The sequence below is a fragment of the Corynebacterium sp. c25Ua_89 genome, assembly GCF_047459735.1.
Taxonomy (GTDB): Bacteria; Actinomycetota; Actinomycetes; order Mycobacteriales; family Mycobacteriaceae; genus Corynebacterium; species Corynebacterium simulans.
In genome coordinates this window covers 146,728-161,084 of record NZ_JASBOD010000007.1, presented here as the reverse complement: position 1 = coordinate 161,084, position 14,357 = coordinate 146,728, and the positions used below count along the sequence as shown (strand labels likewise).

At 58.2% G+C, this 14,357-nt stretch carries 15 protein-coding genes and 1 pseudogene; 7 read left to right on the top strand and 9 right to left on the bottom strand.

All coding sequences use genetic code 11. From position 1 onward, the window contains the following. Positions 1-33 precede the first annotated feature (33 nt). Entirely contained in the window at positions 34-660 is a 627-nt protein-coding gene (locus QKB66_RS11045; RefSeq protein WP_061924020.1) for a response regulator, read from the bottom strand. Further along, positions 657-1,910 carry a sensor histidine kinase gene (locus QKB66_RS11040; protein WP_414253293.1) on the bottom strand — a complete coding sequence of 418 codons (1,254 nt, stop codon included), beginning with the start codon at positions 1,908-1,910 and terminating at the stop codon, positions 657-659. The genes QKB66_RS11045 and QKB66_RS11040 overlap by 4 nt, the downstream gene beginning before the upstream one ends. Positions 1,911-1,997: 87 nt before the next feature. On the opposite strand from QKB66_RS11040, the gene QKB66_RS11035 reads away from it, so the two are divergent. Both QKB66_RS11035 and QKB66_RS11030 read left to right on the top strand, forming a co-directional pair. After that, positions 1,998-2,441 (top strand): hypothetical protein, encoded by a 444-nt coding sequence (locus QKB66_RS11035; RefSeq protein ID WP_070498080.1) that lies wholly within the window; start codon positions 1,998-2,000, stop codon positions 2,439-2,441. Further along, positions 2,441-3,247 carry a PrsW family glutamic-type intramembrane protease gene (locus tag QKB66_RS11030; protein WP_070498077.1) on the top strand — a complete coding sequence of 269 codons (807 nt, stop codon included), beginning with the start codon at positions 2,441-2,443 and terminating at the stop codon, positions 3,245-3,247. The genes QKB66_RS11035 and QKB66_RS11030 overlap by 1 nt, the downstream gene beginning before the upstream one ends. On the opposite strand, the gene QKB66_RS11025 is transcribed toward QKB66_RS11030, so the two are convergent. Together QKB66_RS11025 and QKB66_RS11020 are read right to left on the bottom strand one after the other, a co-directional pair. Then, positions 3,144-3,776, bottom strand: a complete 633-nt coding sequence (locus tag QKB66_RS11025; RefSeq protein ID WP_083291062.1) for a response regulator — start codon at positions 3,774-3,776, stop codon at positions 3,144-3,146. The genes QKB66_RS11030 and QKB66_RS11025 overlap by 104 nt on opposite strands. Continuing rightward, positions 3,746-4,849, bottom strand: a complete 1,104-nt coding sequence (locus tag QKB66_RS11020) for a sensor histidine kinase (protein WP_414253292.1) — start codon at positions 4,847-4,849, stop codon at positions 3,746-3,748. Before QKB66_RS11020 ends, QKB66_RS11025 begins: the two co-directional genes overlap by 31 nt. Positions 4,850-4,914: 65 nt before the next feature. Here QKB66_RS11020 and QKB66_RS11015 point away from each other — a divergent pair. Next, positions 4,915-5,520 (top strand): annotated as a pseudogene (locus QKB66_RS11015) (type II CAAX prenyl endopeptidase Rce1 family protein); the annotation flags it as partial. Positions 5,521-5,642: 122 nt separating this feature from the next. On the opposite strand, the gene QKB66_RS11010 reads toward QKB66_RS11015, so the two are convergent. The 3 genes from QKB66_RS11010 to lepA form a co-directional block, all read right to left on the bottom strand. Beyond that, positions 5,643-6,989 (bottom strand): M20 metallopeptidase family protein, encoded by a 1,347-nt coding sequence (locus QKB66_RS11010; RefSeq protein WP_414253291.1) that lies wholly within the window; start codon positions 6,987-6,989, stop codon positions 5,643-5,645. Positions 6,990-7,042: 53 nt separating this feature from the next. Continuing rightward, the gene (locus QKB66_RS11005; RefSeq protein WP_311518437.1) at positions 7,043-8,158 is read right to left on the bottom strand and encodes an HNH endonuclease signature motif containing protein; all 1,116 of its coding nucleotides are present in this window, start codon (positions 8,156-8,158) and stop codon (positions 7,043-7,045) included. Positions 8,159-8,314: 156 nt separating this feature from the next. Next, positions 8,315-10,165, bottom strand: a complete 1,851-nt coding sequence (lepA, locus tag QKB66_RS11000) for a translation elongation factor 4 (protein ID WP_414253290.1) — start codon at positions 10,163-10,165, stop codon at positions 8,315-8,317. A gap of 18 nt (positions 10,166-10,183) precedes the next feature. Here lepA and QKB66_RS10995 point away from each other — a divergent pair, with 18 nt between their 5' ends. From QKB66_RS10995 to QKB66_RS10980, 4 genes are all read left to right on the top strand, one after another. Beyond that, entirely contained in the window at positions 10,184-10,723 is a 540-nt protein-coding gene (locus QKB66_RS10995) for a type II toxin-antitoxin system PemK/MazF family toxin (protein ID WP_062037877.1), read from the top strand. Between the two features lie 185 nt (positions 10,724-10,908). Beyond that, the gene (gene rpsT / locus QKB66_RS10990) at positions 10,909-11,172 is read left to right on the top strand and encodes a 30S ribosomal protein S20 (protein WP_062037875.1); all 264 of its coding nucleotides are present in this window, start codon (positions 10,909-10,911) and stop codon (positions 11,170-11,172) included. Positions 11,173-11,294: 122 nt separating this feature from the next. Beyond that, a complete protein-coding gene (locus QKB66_RS10985) occupies positions 11,295-12,137 on the top strand; it encodes a DNA adenine methylase (protein ID WP_201040739.1) in 843 nt (280 codons plus the stop codon). After that, positions 12,124-13,362 carry a type II restriction enzyme gene (locus QKB66_RS10980; RefSeq protein WP_414253289.1) on the top strand — a complete coding sequence of 413 codons (1,239 nt, stop codon included), beginning with the start codon at positions 12,124-12,126 and terminating at the stop codon, positions 13,360-13,362. Before QKB66_RS10985 ends, QKB66_RS10980 begins: the two co-directional genes overlap by 14 nt. Here the strand turns inward: QKB66_RS10980 and QKB66_RS10975 are convergent. After that, positions 13,349-13,987, bottom strand: a complete 639-nt coding sequence (locus QKB66_RS10975) for a LysE family translocator (protein ID WP_061924054.1) — start codon at positions 13,985-13,987, stop codon at positions 13,349-13,351. The genes QKB66_RS10980 and QKB66_RS10975 overlap by 14 nt on opposite strands. Continuing rightward, complete coding sequence (locus QKB66_RS10970) at positions 13,984-14,352, bottom strand: ankyrin repeat domain-containing protein (protein WP_414253288.1); 369 nt, start codon at positions 14,350-14,352, stop codon at positions 13,984-13,986. The genes QKB66_RS10975 and QKB66_RS10970 overlap by 4 nt, the downstream gene beginning before the upstream one ends. Positions 14,353-14,357: the final 5 nt, after the last annotated feature.

Sequence of the window (14,357 nt, the reverse complement as noted above, 5' to 3'; positions counted from 1 at the left end):
AGAAACTCTGATTCCCTGATACTAGCGGATAAGCTAGCGCTGCTCCAGCACCGCAATCGCGATATGCACGCGGTTCGTGCCGCCAATCTTTTCCAAGATGTGCTTGATGTGCGTCTTGACCGTGGCCACAGAGACATAAAGCTGCTCCGCGATTTCATTATTGTCCAGTCCCTTCGCAACCAGCTGCGCCACCTCGTTTTCGCGCGCACTCAAATCCGCCAGGACGAGCGGCTCTTGCGGCTGGGCATGCGGAATCGCCAGCAGGTTCTGCAGCGCTTTTGGGCTAAGCAGCTGCTGGCCCTGCGCGGCCGCCCGCACTGAGGCGACTAATGCCTCAGGCCCCGTGGCCTTCAGCAGAAACCCCATCGCTCCCGCGTGCAAGGAATCGACGATGAATTCGTCGGTGTCGAAGGCCGTCAGCATCACCACAGGAATGTCGGGCACTGCCGTCTTCAGCTGCGCCACCGCCTCAATCCCGTCCATGACCGGCATACGGATATCCATCAGCACAATATCCGGGCGTTGTTGCGTAATCAGCTGCACGCCATCGCGCCCATTGCTGGCCTCGCCCACCACTTCGATGTCGCCTGCGCCCTCTAGAATCAGACGGATGCCGCGGCGCAGCAGCTCCTCGTCGTCGACAAGCACTGCAGAAATCATCGTTCCTCCATTGGCAAATACAGGCTCCAGCTAAACTCTTCGCCATCTTCTACGTCTAGGCGCCCGCCCACCAAGCGTGCGCGTTCGCGCATTCCGATAAGCCCATGCTCGCCGCCGCTTGCCGACGCCCCTTCTACCTTCCGGTTGCGCATCGTCACCCGAGCCAAAGCACCATCTTGGGCTACCTCGATCGCAATCTTTTGCCCCGGCGCATGCTTGCGCGCATTCGTCAGGCCTTCTTGCACGGCGCGACTCAACGTATGTACACCCATAGTCGAAATCTTATCTAAGCAATCATCGCGGTACTCAAGCGTGACCTTGGCACCGGCGGCGCGCGCCCGCACTACGTGATCGTCGATGCTGGTGCGCGGGTCAATTCGATCATCGATACGCAAAGAGCGAATGACCTGCCGCAGATCGGTCACTGCCTGCTCGGCCTCTTTTTGGATAGTCGTAGCGGATTCCGCCACCTGCTCCGGCGGCAAATCCTTCCGGTACGCCAGTCCACCGGCATATACAGAGATAAGGCTTAGCCGATGTGAGAGCGAATCGTGCATATCGCGGGCGATGCGGTTGCGCTCATCCTGGCGAACTTTTTCGTTTTCTGCTTCCAGGGTCTGTTTATTCAGCTCCGCGCGCGCCACCAGCGTGGCCTGACGTTGCCGGCGACTATGGCGCGCGACGCCTATCAACAGCCCTGATAGAACCAACACGGCCCAGACTAAGGCATACCCGAACAACGCCATAGGCACGGTTTCGAAAGAGTCCGGCTTATAAACCTTGACGCCATAACTTAAGGTGAGCACCGCCGTTGCTACCAATGTCCAGCGCTTGCTTCCACGCGAGACCAAAGAAACATAGGCAACGAAGACTGTCAGTGATAACTGATGCAGTCCCGCCGAAGCGCAAATGATCACCGCGCTGACCAGCGCGGAGACCGGACCAGGATAGCGTTCGTAAATGCTAAACTCCCGCGGCACGTGCCGCAGCGCAAAGGCCAGCAAGACCCAGGTGAGGATGCTCACCGACGTCCCAATAACGGCCTCAGTAAGGATGCGATCATCCCACGAATTGCCAGAGCGCTCGTCGAAGCGCAGGAGCATCGCCACCATCGTGGCTATATCAGCCAACACACACACGGCGACGATGGCGGCACGCCGCCACCGCGTTACCCCGTTTAACGTGTTGAGGTAGGTGGCATGCCGCTGCTTTTCAATCCAGTTCTTAATCTTCGACTGTGCCGTACTCATCTCCACCCACAGTAGTAGGAGGCCTAGAGCCACAAATCCACCCTGGGGCGGATTTAACGCATAGCCATTCTCCGTAGCGTCGAAGACATGGACAAGAAAGTATTAACAGCCCTAGCCGCAGCTACTGCGTATTTCGTGGCAGTGCCGGCGGCAAGCGCACTGCTGCCTGAGCCCACTACCCCGACAAGCGCCGTCGCCTTCCACGATGTCGCCATCACCGATCTGGAATGCGCGCAAAGCCCGACATATCTTAACGACTCCCCCCGATGGGAATGCGGGGATACCACCATCGGCGCTGACCCCGGCCAGACCTTCGGGAAACCTGAGACTGCGTTACTACGAAAGCACCGCTATATTCTCGATACCCCTTTCCTCTCGGATGCCCCGGTACGTCAGCCTCAGAAAAATCTCTATCGCCTCGACGAAGGCGACAAGGTAACTATCCTGTACGACTCCGACGATAAGAAGCTGTTCTTCCATCTCGAGGGGCCTGACGCCGCCCGATATGCAGACAAAATGGAGGTCAAATAATGAAATACCTATTTTATGTGCTCGCTACCGCGGGTCTCGCCTACTCCGTGCACTTCGAGTTTAACCAGTCTTACGTCACCGCCAGCCTCATCGCTGCACTCATCCATGTGGCGATCTGGACTTGTGCCTCCTGGCTCGCGTTCCGAGGCCACCGCGGCACGGCCCTAGGCATGCTCTGGGGCGCGGCGTGCACCGGCCCGGCTGTCTTCTTCAACTCGCACTTCACCACCATCTTGGAAAAACTGCAATTGCAGTGGCTAGATGCCGCTGGCTTCGCGCCAATTACTGAAGAGACTCTGAAGTTCATTGGTGTTCTGCTCATCTGTACTTACTTCATTAAGCCCCAACGCACTCGCGACTTCGTCTACGTCGGTATCGCCGTAGGCATGGGCTTTGCGATCGTGGAGGATTGCACCTTCATCGCACACCTAACGCTGAAAGACCTCGACTCAGATCTCATGGGCGCCACTACTGGGGTGCTCATGAGGTTTATGAGTTGCACCTTCGCACACTCCCTCTTTACCGGCATCGCGGCATATGGCTTGGCCCGTGGCCGCGCACTCGCCGGTTGGATGGGCGGCGTCACGGTTCACTTCTTCACGAACCTCTTTCCCTCGCTGGATGCCACCTTCCCGGAGAGCCTCTGGCTGCCCATTGCAACTTTAGTGGTAGTGGGGGCAATCTGGATCGCAGCGCTCTGGTTTATCGTCCGCCAAATACGGCAATCGCGACGTGAACGCGGCTCGTCCCGCCGAGTTTCTTCAAAATCTTCTGCACGTGAGTCTTTACTGTCGGTAGCGAAATAAAAAGCTGCTCTGCAATCTGTTGATTGCTTAACCCATCTGCCACCAGCTCCGCAATCTCCATCTCGCGGTCGCTAAGGTGCGCCAGCCGCCTGTTCTTCCGCTTTGGCCGCGGGGAGAGCAGGCGTTCAAGTACCTCGCGGCTGAGCATCGGTTGGCCTGCCGCAGCCGCGCGAATGGAAGCAACAAGTGCTTCCGGTGGCGTCGATTTCAATAGGAATCCAACGGCACCGGCTTGGAGCGCATCGACAATAAATTCGTCGGTATCGAAAGCGGTTAACATCACCACAGGAATCGACGCCGGCAACTTCCCCAGCGCCTCGATACCATCCATGACGGGCATGCGAATGTCCATGAGCACGACGTCGGGAAGCGCGTCCAACACCACTGCTATCGCATCCTTGCCATTAGAGGCCTCCCCCACCACCTCGATACCGGCATTGGCCAGCATGAGCCGCAGGCCACTGCGCAATAGCGCCTCGTCATCGACCAGCACCACCTTTAGCGCTTCGTCGGCAGCTGCAATTCCCATCCGAATTCATCTCCCTCCAGCATCCGAAATTCTCCTCCGATAAGTTCCGCGCGCTCAGCCAGACCCCGCAGCCCAAAGCCACGCCCCACTGGACCCGTATGCGGGTTGGATACGGTGAGCACGAGATTGGGGCCGCGCTTGGCGACGTCGAAAAGCACCGGCTTTCCCCGCGCGTACTTGCGAGCATTGGTGGCTGCCTCCTGGACCGCTCGATACAACGTGTGCTGGCCTAAGGTATCGAGCCTTTCTACTATGCCTGGATCAGTGGAATAGCGCAGCTTAACGTTGTCATCTCGAATGAGCGTTTCGATGCTTGCTCGTGGATCTTCTGTTGCCTCCTGCCGCAGAGCATAAAGCACAGCGCGCAGATCCTGCACTGCAGCATTCGCTTCTTGGCGAATCGTCTCCGCCGCCGCGGAATACTCCTTGGGAACCTGCTCATTCTGAAAAGACAATGCCCCTGCATGCACGGCAATCAGCGACAACCGATGCGACAGTGAATCGTGCATGTCACGCGCTATCTCTTCCCGAATTTCGCGCTGTAGATTCTGTTGCTTCTCGCGGTTCTTGCCGCGCTGCATGCCAATCAGAAGCACGATTACGAGTACTGGAACGATGCCAAATTCCAACCAGCCTTCGAACTCACTCGCAGAGTTGAGAGGATAGACAGCGAGATAGCTAAGCGACGCCACTACTGCCGCCACCGACCACTTCACGGACCTCCGCGATGTCATGGACACCATGGCCACCAGCTGAGATAGCACGGCAAAATAAGAAAAGCCGCAAGCAATCACGACAACCCCGCAGACGAAGGTCTTCCGCGTTCCTGGGAAATCAGATTGCTCTAGCTCCCGCGGATCATGAGAAATGGCCCATGGCAGCAAACCCCACGAAACCACCCCGGCGATGAAACTCAAGCAAACGAAGCCGGCATAGGCTCGATCGTTTTGCGGATCGATGTTGGGCAACCCCATGTCTTCTAAGTCCATGCCGATACCGATCAGCCCAAAGCAGCACCCGCCTAGGACGCAGAGCACGACGATGAAAGCTACCTGCCAACGGTTCCTAGTCATGATTCATACCTTAAAGGCCGCAAACTCATTCTTAGGGATGATTAATTACCAGCGACTGTTTAATCATGACTTTTCATCGCTGCTTAAAACGCCCGATCCTTTACTTCTTCTTTTGGGCGGTGCTGAGCGCCGTGCTCTTCGTCGCGCTCATGATCGGTTACGCAATTTTCGCGCCAGACTCAAATCTCGACGACATGAACGCGCCGCTGCCATTTAGCATCATGATGCTCTCCATCATTGTGTTCCTCCCAGGCGCCTTTTGCCGACGCCGGCCCGGCACGGTGTGGTCAGGCGCTGGTCGATTTCGGTGGAATTATGCCCGGCGCGCCCTTCTCGTGGCGTTGCCCGTTACGCTGTTGAGCTTTCTTCCGATTCTCCGAAATGGATTCTCCCCTGCTCCAAACGCTCTATTGATGCTGGGGCTGGCGGTCATCTTGGTGCCGCTGCAGTCAGTGACGGAGGAAGTTATCTTTCACAGTCTGCTTCCCCAGGTATTCGGCCGGTGGCTGCGCTCGCCGTGGTTGGCCTATTTGCCCTCGATTCCGTTATTTGTGGCAGGCCATACTTATAACTGGATCGGGCTTGTTGACATCTTTGTCTTCGCCGTCTGCCTAAACGTGCTCACAGTGAAGACGAACGGGATCGAGTACGGATGCGTGATTCATGCGTGCAATAACTTCGTCTACTTTACTGCTGGCATCTTGGGCTATGTGGACGTTAACGCTGAGAATGTGGGGTGGGGCCAAACCCTGCTCAGCACATTGACCTGCATTGTTATCTCTGCAATCTTGTACTACTCAACGCCCTCTACCGCAGAGCGCATCACTCTTGTTGCCGGCGAAGGATGCGCGTCTTCGGCAGCCAAGCGCTCAAAGGCTACGGCGGCGAGTGCTGCGGCTTGGTCACCGAGCACCGAATCATCGAACCTCGCCAGCGGCGAATGATTCCACTCGCGCAGGTGCTCCGGGGTATCCGGATTGACAGTGCCGAACCACATGAAGGTGCCGGGTACCTGCGCTAGTACGCCACCGAAGTCCTCCGAAGCCATCATCGGCGTTTCCATCGGAATGACATTTTCTGCTCCGAACATGCCACCCCATAGCGTCGCGGCGAATTGATTCTCGCGCGGGTTGGTTTTGGTTGCGGAATACAGAACCTCGAAATCTACCTTTGCGGTGCATCTATGCGACGCCGCGACAGAACTGGCCACTTCCACAACCATCTGGCGCACTTGCTCAATCTTTTCATCGCGCAGCACGCGCACTGTGGCGCCGAGCATGGCGTGATCAGGAATGACGTTGATGGCGCCGTCGCCAGCGCGCAGATTAGTCACCGTGATGACGATCGGCTCGTTAGCGTCGAAGCGGCGAGTCAGTGCAACCTGCAAGGCCATCTGAATCTCCCCCAGCGCTGCGACGGGATCGATGGCGTCATGCGGCCGCGAACCGTGGCCGCCCTTGCCATAGACAGTGATCTTCAGATTCGACGATGATGCCATCATGGGCCCGGAAATATGGTGGAAAGTGCCACGATCCTGCGGACCGACATGTAAGCCATAAGCGGCAATCGGACGGCGCCCCGCCGCATCGAGGACGCCCTCTTCGATCATCGGGAGCGCACCACCCGGGCCTTCTTCGCCGGGCTGGAACATGAATGTTACGTCGCCAAGCAAGTGCTCCTTCTGCGCGCACAGCAACTTCACCGCTCCGATGAGCCCCGCGGTGTGAAGGTCGTGGCCGCACGCGTGCATCAAGCCGTTGGTGGAAGCGAAAGGATCGCCCGTCTGCTCACGGACCGGCAAGGCGTCCATGTCTGCGCGCAGCAGCACCGAAACCGGCCGTGGGCCGCGCTTGCCGCCGCGAAGGACCGCGACCACGGAGCTTAAATCCTGGCCGACCTGAATCTCCAACGGCAGGCCTTTGAGCGCCTCGAGGACCTTCTTTTGCGTCCGCGGAAGCTCGAGCCCGATTTCTGGGTTCTGGTGCATATCCCGCCGGAATTCCTGCAGCTGCGGTAAGAGCTTTTGGCCTTCCTCCAAGAACACCTCACTGGCAATGCGTTCACCAATTTTGGCAGCGGTAACTGGCAGCGGTGGAAGCTGCTGGCCGTGGCGAGGTGCCTTCTTCTTGATGGGTTCCATGAATCAATCCTTCCCGGGTTTGACCATCGAGCCTACATGGGACCTACCCCGTATCAAGCAAAGGAGAGTACCCCTCCTCTCGCTTCCCAGGCTTCCATCCTTTGGGCAACGGTTTGGCGCCAGTTCGCGGTGTCTGGCACGAGCACGCCCTCTGGAGAATTGGATTCCCAGCGGCCGTCTTCGAAGAGCCAATAAATCTCCCCGGTAATTGGGTCCATGATGTAGAAAGCCCGGCCATCAGTCTTGATGTTGTGACAGTGCTGGCAGAGGCTGACCAAGTTATCGGTGGAAGTTGGGCCATTTTCGCCATAGGGAACGCGGTGATCGAGCTGGTTGCGGTGGGCTGGCTTGCTGCATCCCGGGCCGCGGCAGGTTCCATCGCGGGCCTCCACGAAGGCGCGAATGCCGGCGGTGGGACGATAAGTCTCGGTCTGTGCTGGCGCGATGTTGCGATAGGAGGCATCTGCAGGCGGGATAACGTAGCCATAGCCCGGAGCAAACGCGAGGGTGGTTTCTGCCTGCTGGAAAAGGTTAATCACGACCTTTTGCTCAACTGGCTCGAGCACGCAGGAAGCAAGTGCGCGAGCGAAGGAAATTCCTTCGTCCTCGGCGCGTTTGCGGACGACGCGGTCGATTTTTTCGGCGGTCACGGCGTCAAGGTTGGCTTTAAACTCCCCGCGGCCTGCGTGACGCTCGAGTTGATAGCGGTCACGTTCTTCTTCGTCTTCGTCCTTCAAACAATTGTGCAAAGAGAGGACATCAGAAATTACGCTGCGGATGCGCGAAGCCTCCGGCAGGCGCTGGTTGGCACGGCTGGGCGTAAACAATTCCTCCAAGGCGTCATCGACATGGGGCAGGACGCGCTCCTCGACGCCTTGTAGAGCCCTGCCGACGGCGAGGATTCGGTCAAAATCAAGGAACCAATCGAGCTTATTGAGACGAGTAAGTTTCGGTAGAAAAGAAAGTTTGCGGATGCCGTAGTAAAGATGTTCGGCTTTATAGGAAGTGATGCCGAGGTTGCGTGAGACGTCGTTGAAGGCTAGGTCAGCGTCGTCACCGGGTTGTGGAATGATCGATTGCAGTGCGAGCCAGTTGAGGCGATTGCTTTCCGTAAAAGCCCGCCCGGCCTGGTTCTTTGGATTCAGTGGAGCGAAGTAGGGTCCGTCCATCGAAGTCTCCTAGGTTTATTTTCTGTTATCCGGCGATGCCGGTCAGCTTCCCCTCCAAGCTGTACAAACCCAAGATACAAAACGCCCCGGACATCCGCAAGAGTGTTCGAAAAATTAGCCCCCGGCTGCTCCCCGGGGACGTCGATAAGCGCAGTATTAACCCTCGCCGTCGGTAGAAAGCGCTGCCACGAACGCTTCCTGCGGAACAGATACCGAACCGATGGACTTCATGCGCTTCTTACCAGCCTTCTGCTTCTCCAGCAGCTTACGCTTACGAGAGATATCGCCGCCGTAGCACTTCGCCAGGACGTCCTTGCGCATAGCGCGGATATTCTCACGCGCAATGATCTTGGAACCAATGGCGGCCTGGACCGGGACCTCGAACTGCTGGCGCGGAATGAGCTCTTTAAGCTTCTTCGTCATCTTGTTGCCGTACCACTGCGCCGAATCGCGGTGAACGATGGCAGAGAAGGCGTCGACCGGATCACCGTTGAGCAGGATATCCACCTTGACCAGATCAGACAGCTGTTCCCCCGCTTCTTCATAGTTCAGCGAAGCATAACCCTTGGTGCGAGACTTCAGCATGTCGAAGAAGTCGAAGATAATCTCGCCCAAAGGCATGGTGTAGCGCAGCTCTACTCGGTCTTCAGAGAGGTAATCCATGCCGCCCATCTGGCCGCGTTTGGACTGGCACAGCTCCATGGTTGGGCCTACGAACTGCTCCGGCACGATGATGGTCATCTTCACGATTGGCTCGTAGACCTCGCGCAACTTGCCGCTCGGCCAATCCGAAGGGTTGTGCACGAGGGACTCAGCGCCGTCTTCTGCAACCACGCGGTAGGTAACAGAAGGCGCGGTGGAAATCAGGTCCAAGCCAAACTCGCGCTCCAAGCGGTCGCGCGTAATTTCCATGTGCAAAAGGCCCAAGAAGCCGCAGCGGAAGCCAAAGCCCAGAGCAACGGAGGTCTCTGGCTCGAAGGTCAAGGAGGCGTCGTTTAGCTGCAGCTTTTCCAGCGCATCGCGTAGGTCTGGGAAGTCCGCCTGGGAGATTGGGAAAAGGCCCGAATAGACCATCGGGTTCGGGTCCGCATAGCCCTTCAGCGGCTCTTCAGCGCCGTTGGTTGCCCAGGTAACGGTGTCACCGACCTTGGTCTCACGCACATTCTTCACGCCCGTAATCAGGTAACCAACCTCGCCCGGGCCCAAGCCCTCGCACTTGCGCATGGTCGGCGAGACGATGCCCACCTCCAGCAGCTCGTGATTAGCACCCGTGGACATCATGGTGACCTTCTGACGCGGGGTCAGCTTGCCGTCCATCATGCGGATATACGTGACGACGCCGCGGTAGGTGTCGTAGACGGAGTCGAAAATCATGGCGCGCGCGGGGGCGTCGGCAGGCGCGTCCGTACTTGGCGGCGGCACCAAATCCACGAGCTTATCGAGCAGCTCCTCGACGCCCTCGCCCGTCTTGCCGGACACGCGCAGGACGTCCTCCGGCTCACAGCCGACGATGTTGGCGATCTCGAGGGCGTACTTCTCCGGATCCGCAGCGGGGAGGTCAATCTTGTTGAGGACCGGGATGATCTCCAGATCATTTTCCATCGCCAGATAAAGGTTGGCGAGGGTTTGCGCCTCGATGCCTTGGGCGGCGTCGACAAGCAAAATAGCGCCCTCACATGCCTCGAGCGCGCGGGAGACCTCGTAAGTAAAGTCCACGTGACCCGGCGTATCAATCATCTGCATGACGAACTCCTCGCCCGCATGCTCACCGGTGCGCGGAACCCAGGGCAGACGCACGTTCTGCGCCTTAATGGTAATGCCGCGCTCGCGCTCGATATCCATGTTGTCGAGGTACTGATCGCGCATGTCGCGCGCGTCAACGACCTGCGAGAACTGCAGGATGCGGTCAGCCAGCGTCGACTTGCCATGGTCGATGTGGGCGATAATGCAGAAGTTTCGAATCTGGGAAAGATCCGTAAACGTAGTGGCCGCAAAGTTTTTAGACATGCGTCTACAATAGTCGACATGACTAGCGGCAACCCACTTACCCGCTTAAGGCAGGCGCTTGGCATCGCAGAACGCGAGCCAGTCGACGTCGGCCTTGCTCACATATCCAACAGGCTAGGCATGAATAATGCTGCTGAGCACCGTGAACCCCGCAAAGCAGCAAAGATTCGCATCGAAACCACCTCCTCGCATCCGCGCACCGTTTGCTTCTCCCCCGACATGGATGGCCAGGCCGATTCCGGCGAGGTGGTGTGGGTCTGGGCGCCTTCCGACGGCAAGCAATCACCGCCGCACGAACGCGCCGTGCTCATCATCTCCCGCACACGCACCACTGTTTTGGGGCTTTTGATCTCCCCTAACCCCAACCACGCACACGAGGAAGAATGGCTCGACATAGGCACTGGCGAGTGGGACGAAAGCGGCAGGCAGTGCTGGGTACGCCTAGATCGCATCCTCGAAATCTCTGAGGAAGAATGCCGCCGCCAAGGCACGCTTTTCCCGGAGCGCCGCTTTGAACGCATCGCCAACCGTTTGCGTTCCCGCTATCACTGGGCGTGATTTGGGTTTTATCCCAGCTCCTGCTAGCTTTTTATAGGTTACTTACTTTCCGGGCGCGTTGGTCGGGGCGGTCAGGACCTTGGGTCCGCTCATCGAACATCAACGCCGCGCATTAATTCAGATGCAGGACATGTCCGGCAGGTTGGTTGCAGTTCAATCACTTTCGATTCCAAGAGGTAATTCAAATGGCAAACATCAAGTCCAAGAAGAAGCGCATTCTCACCAACGAGAAGGCACGTCAGCGCAACAAGGCTGTTCGTTCCGCAGTCCGCACCGAAATCCGCAAGTTCCGCGAGCTTGTCACTGCAGGCGACAAGGAAGGTGCAGAGAAGCAGCTCCGCGTCGCTTCCCGCGCACTGGACAAGTCCGTGTCCAAGGGTGTCTTCCACCGCAACACGGCTGCCAACAAGAAGTCCGGTATGGCTAACGCCTTCAACAAGATGGCCTAAGCTTTTTAAAGCCTGACTTTTAATGCCTTTCCTCGCAAGAGGGAGGGCATTTTTTATCTCCACTCCGAAAGATCCGCACTGATTTTCGAACGTGTCCGGCGGGCACGCTAGGATTTTGAGCTATGAGTCTTGCCAAGCAGCACACCATCAAGCCGCTCCTCAAGTGGGTCGGCGGAAAGCGCCAACTCCTGCCCGCAATCCACGCTGCCCTGCCGGAGTTTAACCATTACTACGAGCCCTTCTTGGGCGGCGGCGCGGTGTTGTTTTCTTTGACCCCGGAAAAGGCCACGGTCAACGATCTAAACTCTGAGCTCATCAACGTCTACGAGACCGTGCGCGACGATGTTGACGGACTCATCTCATTGCTAAGCACCTATCCCAACGAGGAAGACTTCTTCTACGAGATGCGCGGCAAAGACCGCGATTCCTCCTTCGCACACATGACGCGCACCGAGCGCGCCGCGCGCACCATCTACCTGAACAAGACCTGCTACAACGGCCTCTACCGCGTCAATAATGCCGGGCAGTTCAACTCCCCCTTCGGCCGCTACGCCAACCCCGCCATCTGTGACGAAGAGACCCTGCGCGGGGTATCGGGGTACCTCAATGACAACGAGGTTTCCTTCCACACCGGTGACTATGCCGCCATCTTGCAAGACGCCAAAGAGGGGGACTTTGTCTACCTCGATCCTCCCTATGACCCAGTCAATCCCACAAGCAACTTCACCGGGTATCAGTCCGGCGGCTTCGGCCGCGAGGATCAGCTCCGCCTTAAGGAAGTCTGCGACAAACTCGACGCAGCCGGCGTGAAGTTCCTGCTATCGAACTCCGCCACGGATTTCATCCAAGAGATCTACTCCGCCTACGAGATAGACATCGTAGGGGCCACCCGCGCCATCAATTCCGTGGCATCCAAGCGCGGCAAAGTCGACGAAGTATTGGTGCGTAACTATGGCACGGCTTAACGACGTCGCATGGCAGCGCATCCTCGACGCCGAGACCTTGGCACGCATCGAACGCGAAGGCTTCGTGGAATTTAGCGCCAAACAGCTCAAAGAAAAGGGTGGCCGAGAGCCGCGCCTTCTGGCCAAACATGACTTTTCTGCTTCCCGCCCGGAGATTTTCCAGGAGCACAACTTAAGCATCTTCCCCATCCGGCGCGATGGATACGTCGTGGGCAACTTCGACGTCTACGAGCCTTTTCCGGAGACCGTGACGCCGCTTAAGACGCTGCCCGTTCCGCAAGGGGTTGAATCGCTTGACTTCGACAACTTAAGCTCCGAGACCCTCGTGCTCAATGCCGCGGTGATTGCGGGAGTGCTGCAGGATTTCCTGGGCGTCGATAAGCTGCATGCCACCGTGGCCGGGCGCATGTCCACCGGCACCGTCAGCATGCGCCTGCGCGGCGAGGAGCTCGTGGTGGACCGTGCGCAGATGGAAATAGACGGCGGGTTTGAGGCGCCCGAGTGCCTGGTGCTCATCGAGTGCAAGAATCACATCTCGCCCGATTTCAACATTCGCCAGCTTTATCTGCCTTTCCGGCGCTTTAGCCAACAGCTGGGAAAGGAAGTTGTGCCGGTATACCTGGTCTATTCCAACGGCATCTTCCACCTGTATCGCTATCGTTTCAGCGATGCGGAGGATTTCCGCAGCATCCAGCTCGAGGCCGCCGCACGTTATATGCTCGGCGAATCCGAGCTCAACACCGAATCCGTCAAGGCGGTCCTACGGCGTAGCAGCCCACGCGAGGCGGAGATTCCTTTTCCCCAGGCCGATTCCTTTGCGCGCGTGGTCAGCCTCTGGGAAATGCTGCCACTGCCCAAGGCGGAGATTCCCGAGCGCTTTGGGTTTAGCCACCGTCAGGCTGACTATTACTTGAATGCCGGCCGTTACTTGGGCCTAATGCGCATCGAGGATGAGCTGGTCGTGGGAATCGAGCTGGCCGATACACGCGACGGGCGCAACCTACAGCTCATCGAGGCGCTAGCTAGCCGGCCTGTCTTCCACGAGATGGTGGCCGCCGTGGCCGAGAAGCAGCGCATGCTGAGCAAGGAAGAAGCCGTGGCCATCATGGAGGCGGCCGACCTGAATATCTCTGGTTCTACGCTTCCCCGCCGCGCCCAAACCGTGGTGGCGTGGTCGCAGTGGGTGGCAGAGCTTTTCGCGCCGCAGCAACTTAGCCTGTTATAGCGGCAATAATTAGGCCCACACCGGCCACGGCGAAGAAACAACCCGAAGCGATGTCGATGATGGGTCCGGCGGCAAGAAGGCGGCGTCGGATAGCGTTGGTGGAAATCACCGTTGCAACGGTCACGAAGACCAAGTAGCTGGAAATGCCCATGCTCAGCACGAGCCCCGCGGCCAGCCACAGCGGCGGGTGCGGCGGCAGCAAAGGCGCGATCATCGCCGCCAAGTAGAGCACGATCTTCGGGTTCGAAAGGTTGGTGAAAAGCCCTGTGCGGAAGACTTGCTTGACACTACCCAACCGCGATACTGCCTCATCTAGGTTCAACGCCGGCTGTTTGCGCTGCGCCAGGCCCGTGCGAACATTCTGCAGGCCCATCCAGATGAGGAAGCAGCCGCCGATGCCCTGAATGAAGCGGAGCAGCCCCGGGAATGCGGTCAGCAACGCCGCCGCGCCGAACACCGTGAGCGTGCACCAGAAAAGCACGCCAACCTGAGTGCCCGTGACGGCCGCAACCGCATGCTTGCGCGAGCGGGTGGCGTAACGGGTCACCAGTACGATGTCTGGTCCCGGCGCGAGAGCGCCCACCATGTTCATGGCGATGAGGAACGCAAACGCGGACCAGCTCATGAAAGGCGCTCGATCAAATCTTCGCGGCCGAACATACGGGCAGAATCCAAGGCATTAGGCTGGCCGGCCTGCGGATCGGCACCGGCTGCTAGGAGGGCTTCGATCACCGCATCCTCTTTCTTAAAAATTGCTCCTGCCAGCGGGGATTGATTGCGGTCATTGAGCAGGTTCACGTCCCCGCCTGCGGCAGCTAACTTGGTCACGAGCTCCGCATGGCCGTTGTATGCCGCCAGCATGACGAAGGAATGGCCGTCCTGGTTGACCATGTTCGGGTTCACGCCTTGGGCGATGTACTCCAGCAACGTGACGTCGCCATTGCGTGCGAAATCAAAAAGCTTCGTGGCAAATTCTTGGATGTCTCCCATGCGAA